The organism is Streptomyces sp. 8K308 (assembly GCF_004348315.1).
Taxonomy (GTDB): domain Bacteria; phylum Actinomycetota; class Actinomycetes; order Streptomycetales; family Streptomycetaceae; genus Streptomyces.
Window position 1 is genome coordinate 1 of sequence record NZ_SMKC01000562.1, and the last position, 2,237, is coordinate 2,237.

Consider the following 2,237-nt stretch of genomic DNA (forward strand, 5'->3'; position numbering starts at 1 on the left):
TCGCCACGTATGAGCGCCTCGGCATGGCCAAGCGCCTGTTCGGGGCGGCGCACATCGCGGCCCGGTGAGGCCAGGGCTCCACCGTGGCAAGCCGACGCGGGCCCGCTCACGCGGAGTGATCACTGGCGGCCAGATGACCCCCGACTGGCCGCTGTCAAGCGGTCACGGAGCCCTCTGGATATGGGGATGTCGGATGCGCTGAAGGCATCTTCCGGGACGTCTTCTCTTATCTTCGCGTCACGATCCACCAGGTTGATGTGACCGGCCAGGAAGCACACGAGCGCATGACCACGCCGGGCATCGCTGGTGGACCATCACTGACCTGGCACCACTGAGGGCTGGTGAGGACCGGCATGCCGAGATCGCCCCGGCGCGAAGCCGCGCGTCAGCCGAGTAGCCGCCCGTCCCCTATGGCCCGGACGAAGGCGGACCAGCCGGCCGAGGAGTGGGTGAGCGCCGGGCCTTCCGGCGCCTTGCTGTCCCGCACCGGGACCAGGCCGACGTCCGCGAAGGTGCGCGAGCACTCCACACAGTCGCCCCCATCACCCTGGCTGTAGGACGACGTGAACCACACGGCGCCGTTCAGGTCCAAATCCGCGTTCACCTTCGAAGCTCCTTCGACAATGACTCGATCAGGGACCGTGACTCGCCCAGCGACAAGGCGTTAGCCCGCAGCCGATCATAGTTGTCCAGGGCCCAGGCGACCGTCCCCGCGGAGTCATACAGTCTGCCTCCGCGCGGGGTCCCGGAGTAGAGCGTCATGTCCCGGTCGCGGAAGGCCAACAGCGTGTAGGACATGAGGTGTTCGGCGGCCGCTCCCGCCGAGAACGGCAGCACCTGGAGGTCGATCTGGGGCGAGTCGGCGGCGGCCAGCAGATGGTCCAGCTGCTCGGCCATCACCTCGGCGCCGCCCACCAGAGTCCGCAGACAGCCCTCGTGCAGGATGATCCACAGCTCGGGCGGCTGTGACCGCTCGAAGATCTGCCGGCGCTGGAGCCGAGAGCGGACCTTGCCGTCGATCACCTTCGGGTCGGTGCGCGGATGTGCCGCCCGATAGATGGCCTGCGCGTATCGCTCGGTCTGCAGCAACCCCTTCACGAGGTTGGCCGAATAGTCCAGTATCCGGCTCGCCTTCCGCTCCAACTCCAGATACGGCAGGAACCACGACGCGTGGTCCTCCTCCTCAATCCGCTTTCGCAGCCCCGCGAACAGCCCGTTGGTGCCGAAGGCCACATCGCAACCCTCCGCGAACCTCATGCTGGGCATCTTCTTCCCCGACTCCACCAGACAGACGTACGCCTCCGAGTACCCGGTCGCCCGGCCCAGGTTCTTCTGCGCCAACCCGCGCCCGAGCCGCACCCGTTTGACGTCAGCGCCGAAGCGCTGCAGGGGGTTCGGCGGCGGGGTAAGGGTCTTCTCGCTCTCCGTCTCGTCCAACGCCGTGACCTCTCGATTCGCGCTCCCAACGAAGCCCTCCCGCGCGGCGATCCATTTATCACCCCCGGGTAAAGCCTTTCCAGCCTACGGCGATCCGGCTCTCATGGGTGACCGAACGACTACCCGTCGTACCCGGGAGGGTGTCGTGGCGAACAAGGAGCCGGAACCATGACGGAGCACCCTGAGCGGCCTTCGGACGATCCGGGGGACGACGAGCCGGAGGCGCCCGAACGCCTCCCACTCAGCGAGCAGTTGCTGGTGGGTGCGGGAGTTCAACGCCCGCTGCCGCACCAACCGCATCGGCCGGGGCGGAACATGACCAGTCACCGGCGCCCCAGGCCCGCGGCTTCCGCGATGCTACGAAAACGCCACCCGCCGCCTGACCGACCGCTTCTTCGCGGCCACTGACATCATCTACGGCTTCGCCATGGGCACGATATTCGGTGCCCTGCTCTCCATCTCCCTTTTCGTTCGGCTCTTTTCCTGAGTGCCCGCTCTCCGAAGCCGTTACGGGGCCGGGGAGCCGTCCGGCGGTTACCGGGACCGGTCTCGGTCGCGTTTGGAGAAGATGTGCCGCATGGATGAACAGATGCCCAGACGCGCGGAGTTAGAGACAGCGGCAAGCAGCGGTATGCGCAAGCCGCATCCGCAGTGGATGCGTATCTATCCGCCCGAGCCCGGTTGGGAGACGCCGGCCGACTTTCCGGAACGCTTCGGCGCTCTGCTGATCGATGCGGTGGTCGTCGTCGCGTTGGTGTTGGGGGCGGTCGGGGTGGACACCCTCGTCAGCGGCGGGGAGG

3 protein-coding genes are annotated in these 2,237 nt (G+C 67.2%); 1 reads left to right on the plus strand and 2 read right to left on the minus strand.

Annotation, left to right across the window (positions count from 1 at the left end; genetic code table 11):
• Positions 1 to 385: 385 nt before the first annotated feature.
• Positions 386 to 604, minus strand: a complete 219-nt coding sequence (locus E1265_RS35670) for a DUF397 domain-containing protein (RefSeq protein ID WP_132935091.1) — start codon at positions 602 to 604, stop codon at positions 386 to 388.
• The gene (locus tag E1265_RS35675; RefSeq protein ID WP_132935092.1) at positions 601 to 1,437 is read right to left on the minus strand and encodes a helix-turn-helix transcriptional regulator; all 837 of its coding nucleotides are present in this window, start codon (positions 1,435 to 1,437) and stop codon (positions 601 to 603) included. The genes E1265_RS35670 and E1265_RS35675 overlap by 4 nt, the downstream gene beginning before the upstream one ends.
• A gap of 577 nt (positions 1,438 to 2,014) precedes the next feature.
• On the opposite strand from E1265_RS35675, the gene E1265_RS35680 reads away from it, so the two are divergent.
• A partial coding sequence (locus tag E1265_RS35680; RefSeq protein WP_132935093.1) for a hypothetical protein occupies positions 2,015 to 2,237 on the plus strand: 223 nt, incomplete at its 3' end.